Origin of the sequence: Microbacterium sp. CFBP 8801, from assembly GCF_014839455.1 — a bacterium.
Classification (GTDB): Bacteria; Actinomycetota; Actinomycetes; order Actinomycetales; family Microbacteriaceae; genus Microbacterium.
The window spans coordinates 1-3,986 of sequence record NZ_JACYNU010000032.1 but is presented as its reverse complement, the minus strand read 5'-3'; the positions used below and the strand labels follow the sequence as shown (position 1 = coordinate 3,986).

General features: G+C 71.4%; 3 protein-coding genes. 1 reads left to right on the top strand and 2 read right to left on the bottom strand.

The features are described from left to right. Nucleotides 1-328: 328 nt before the first annotated feature. Nucleotides 329-928: a hypothetical protein gene (locus tag IFR11_RS16000; protein WP_191916838.1), complete on the bottom strand. Its 600-nt coding sequence runs from the start codon at nt 926-928 to the stop codon at nt 329-331. Between the two features lie 160 nt (nt 929-1,088). Here IFR11_RS16000 and IFR11_RS15995 point away from each other — a divergent pair, with 160 nt between their 5' ends. Continuing rightward, complete coding sequence (locus tag IFR11_RS15995; protein ID WP_191916837.1) at nt 1,089-2,171, top strand: SDR family oxidoreductase; 1,083 nt, start codon at nt 1,089-1,091, stop codon at nt 2,169-2,171. 33 nt (nt 2,172-2,204) lie between these two features. Here IFR11_RS15995 and IFR11_RS15990 read toward each other — a convergent pair whose 3' ends face one another. Continuing rightward, nucleotides 2,205-3,761, bottom strand: coding sequence for a deoxyguanosinetriphosphate triphosphohydrolase family protein (locus IFR11_RS15990; RefSeq protein ID WP_191916836.1), 1,557 nt, complete (start codon nt 3,759-3,761; stop codon nt 2,205-2,207). Nucleotides 3,762-3,986 lie beyond the last annotated feature (225 nt).

Genomic DNA, 3,986 nt, shown 5'->3' with positions numbered 1-3,986 from the left:
CCGCCTGGCCCAGGGCCTGTAAGACCCACCGTCCCGGGCGCCGTGAGGCCCCGGGATGGCGCGGCACGTGCGCCTTCCGTTCGCTCGGAATGCGCCCCGCTCGTCGACGCGCTGCTGTCGCCTCGATGAGCGAAATCGTGCCCCGGATTCGATGTGGCGGTGGGCTGCCTCGAATCCGGGGCACACTTCCTCTTCCGGTCTCGGCGGTCGGTGCCCACGCGTGCCGCCGTCCGTCTCGCGTGCGGCGTCGTGCGCTTCGGCGACACCGCGCTCGCCCTCTTCCGCACGTAGACGTCCTGGCATCCCGTGCCGCGTGAAAGGGCGCTGCTCAGCGTGGAGCGAAGGACGACAGGGCTTCGCGATACGCGGCGGAGTCGTCGCGGACCTCGGTGGTGACGAGCAGCCCGGCCGGGCCGAGGGTGCGGACGTAAGAGCCGCGGCAGGGGATCACGATGACCCTGATGAGGCCTCTGCGCCACGCAGGGGCGAGGGCGACGACATCGCGCCTCTCCGGGAGATCGTCGAGCCGGCGGGGGCGAGTCGTGCGCCAGGCCTCGAGAGAACGCTCCTCCGCGTCGCGGTACGACGGGTCGTGGAACACCTCGTGGCCGAACTCGTCGCTCCAGGACGGACCGGTGACTTCCGCGAGGAGAGTCGCGCGCTCATCAGCCGACAGGTCTTGGCGGAGGAGGCGATCCATGGCCGGGGTGTCGGTGGGCCGCCCCGCGTGCTCGATGACCGGCGTCCACAGCGAGGACCAGGCTGCCTCCCAGCGCGCGCGTTCCGTCCGACCCAGCGAGCGTGTCGCGGGTGCGGGCGGATCGATCAAGGGGGGAGGGAGGTCCCCGGAAGGCGCGAGCCCATAAGCCTCGCGGACCCACAGCATCTCCCACGCGGAATGCGGCCGGTCCTCGATCGAGACGACCATGTCGTGAGGCCAGGGGTCGCCGGCGCTCGGGTGAGCGGACTTCATCCGTCCATGTTCGCGCGCGCGACCCGGTATCCGAAACCCCCGTCGGACGATCCCCGCCGCCGAATGTGGAATACCGGCCCTCTGCCGGTGGTTTCCCCCGGTTCACCTCGACCCGATGGGAACCCCCGTTTTGACAGACTCCTCACACGCCCTCGTCGTCGGCGCCACCGGTATCGCCGGGAGCGCCCTCCTCGACCGTCTGGTCGACGACGGCTGGGAGGTGACGGCACTGTCGCGTCGGCCCGGAGCGGCGCTAACGGGAGTGACGTGGCGGTCCGCCGATCTGCGCTCGCCGACCGCGCTGACCGACGCGCTGCGAGGCGTTCCGGTCACGCACGTGTTCTTCACCGCGTGGTCGCGGCAGGACACCGAGGCCGAGAACATCGCCGTCAACGGGGGAATGGTGCGCGACCTGCTCGCGGCGCTCACCGACGCCCCGGTACGCCACGTCGCGCTGATGACCGGGTTGAAGCACTACCTCGGCCCCTTCGAGGCCTACGGCCAGGGGGACATGCCCGACACCCCGTTCCACGAGGACGAGCCGCGCCTCGACGTCGACAACTTCTACTACGCGCAAGAAGACGAGGTCTTCGCGGCCGCGCATCGTCAAGGATTCACCTGGTCGGTGCACCGCTCGCACACCGTTTTGGGGCACGCGGTCGGCAACGCGATGAACATGGGCCTCACGATCGCCGTCGCTGCCGCGATCAGTCGCCACACCGGTCGACCGTTCATCTTCCCCGGCAGTGAGACGCAGTGGAACGGGCTGACCGACGTGACCGATGCGGATCTGTTGGCGAATCAGATGGTGTGGGCGGCCACCCATCCCGAGGGCGCGGACGAGGCGTTCAACACGGCGAACGGCGACGTGTTCCGCTGGCGCTGGATGTGGCCGCGGATCGCCGCCGACCTCGGAGTCGAGGCCGAAGGCTTCGACACCGCTCCCCGCCCCTTCGAGCAGCAGATGGCTGACGCGGCACCCCTGTGGGCCGAGATCGTGGAGCAGCACGGCCTGATCGAGTCCGACCTCACGCGGGTGGCCTCGTGGTGGCACACCGACGCCGATCTGGGGCGTGACATCGAGGTGATGACCGACATGTCGAAGAGTCGTCTCGCGGGCTTCACCGAGCATCACCGCACGCGCGACTCCTTCACGCGGCTCTTCGAGCGGTACCGCGCGGCGCGTCTCATTCCCTGAGCGGGGCGCCGCCGGCCCGTCGGCGCCGGGGCATCACAGTCGCTGCCCCAGTGCCCACAGCCGATCCGCTCGTCCCGAGATCGCCTCCGACAGCGCGAATGCCTGCGAATCGGTGAGGGATGCCACGTAGTCGACGATTCCGCGGGAGCGCGCGAGCGTCTCGGCATCGGCATCCGAGGGGCGGCGATCGGCGGGGAGCTGCGCGTACTGCTCGTGCGCGAGGGCGATGAGTTCGCGCAGGCGCCGCGGCGTGCGCGCGCGGTCGAGGTCGTCGTCGAGCCACTCGCCGAGGGCGCGCACCGAGCGGGCGAGGATGCGGCTCATCCCCCGCTGCTGGATCGCCAGGTCGGGTCGGCTGAGCACGAACCGCTTGTGCACGAACTTCAGCACCTCGACGTGGTGCCAGGCCCACGGCGACAGCACGACGGGACCGGCCCGCGGGGTGTCGAGCGGGCGTAGCTGCGCCGACTCCTGGAACCGGCGGATCCACCGGTCGGTGAACGAGGCCAGGCGCCGCTCGGCCGTCAACGAGCCGTCGAACGGGCGGGCGAGCAGGTCGGTGACCATCTCGGCATCCACGTCGCTGACCGCGGCGAGGAAGGCTTCATCGTCGGCGATCCACGGGTCGTCACGGCGCATCTTGCGGCGCAGCCGCTCCAGTGCCGCACCGGGGGCGAGCTCGGCGCGCACCTCGGCGTCGTCGCGGGAGCGCCACTCGAGCACGTCGTCGAGCCAGCCGCGGAACTCCGCCGCGATGGGGGCATGGTCGAGGATCCCCGCGCGGTAGAAGTCGTCGACGTCGTGCACCGAGTACGCGATGTCGTCGGCCAGGTCCATCACGGCGCCCTCGATGCTCTGGCGCAGGGGCTCGGCATCCACTCCCCGACGCGCTTCGACGAGGTCGTCGAGATCGAGGTCGTAGGCCGAGTACTTGTGCACGCGGTACGCGCCGTCGGAGGAGCGACGGATGCCGCGGGGCGGGCCGATCCGCTCGATGTCGGCGGCGTCGACCGTCGGCGCCCAGGGGTACTTCGCCGAGGCGGAGCGCACCGCGGCCGTGAGGTTGAGTCCGCGGGGCGCGTTCTCGACGACGTCGAGGGCGGTGAGGATGCGATAGGTCTGCGCGTTGCCCTCGAAGCCGTCGGCGAGGCCGAGCTCGGTGCGGGCGAGGCGGTCGAGCGTCGACTCGCCGAGGTGTCCGAACGGCGGGTGCCCGAGGTCGTGCGCGTAGGCCGCGGCCTCGACGACCGTGGCGTTGCAGACGTCGCCTTCGCCCGCTCGGCGCGACCGGGTGTTCAGCTGCAGGGCCACCACGCGGGCGATCGCGCTGACCTTGAGCGTGTGCGTGAGGCGGTTGTGCACGGGGGCGCCGCCGATCGACGGTGACACCACCTGGGTCACGGCCGAGAGGCGGGAGAAGTACGGCGAGAACTGGATGCGCTCCAGATCGATCGACCACGGGTCGGCGCGCGCGTCGTCGTGGTCGGGGTGGACCCGCGAGGCCGGGTTGCCCACGACCGTGTCGGGGTGCGTCGGGGCGGTGGCGAGCGCGTCCGCGGCCGGGGGAGGGGTCTCGTCGTGCAGGGTCATCCGGTCCTCTCGCGGCGTCGGCGGCGTGGGTCAACGCTAACGCGGATGCGCGGCCCGCTCGCCGCCGCGCGTCGCCCCGCTCGCGTCGCGTGCCTCCCTCTTTTCGTTGAGTGTCCAAGACACGCCGCTCGTGCCCCTCGTCGCGCGGCGTGTCCTGGACACTCAACGGGCTTGTGCGACCGCGCCGCCCCCGACGCTCTGCGGGCTCGCGTCACCCCGCCGCCC

What these genes read in the sequence shown, in the direction of transcription:
- IFR11_RS16000 (WP_191916838.1), bottom strand. Translation starts at nt 928, where the DNA reads ATGGTCGTCTCGATCGAGGACCGGCCGCATTCCGCGTGGGAGATGCTG.
- IFR11_RS15995 (WP_191916837.1), top strand. Translation starts at nt 1,089, where the DNA reads ATGGGAACCCCCGTTTTGACAGACTCCTCACACGCCCTCGTCGTCGGC.
- IFR11_RS15990 (WP_191916836.1), bottom strand. Translation starts at nt 3,761, where the DNA reads ATGACCCTGCACGACGAGACCCCTCCCCCGGCCGCGGACGCGCTCGCC.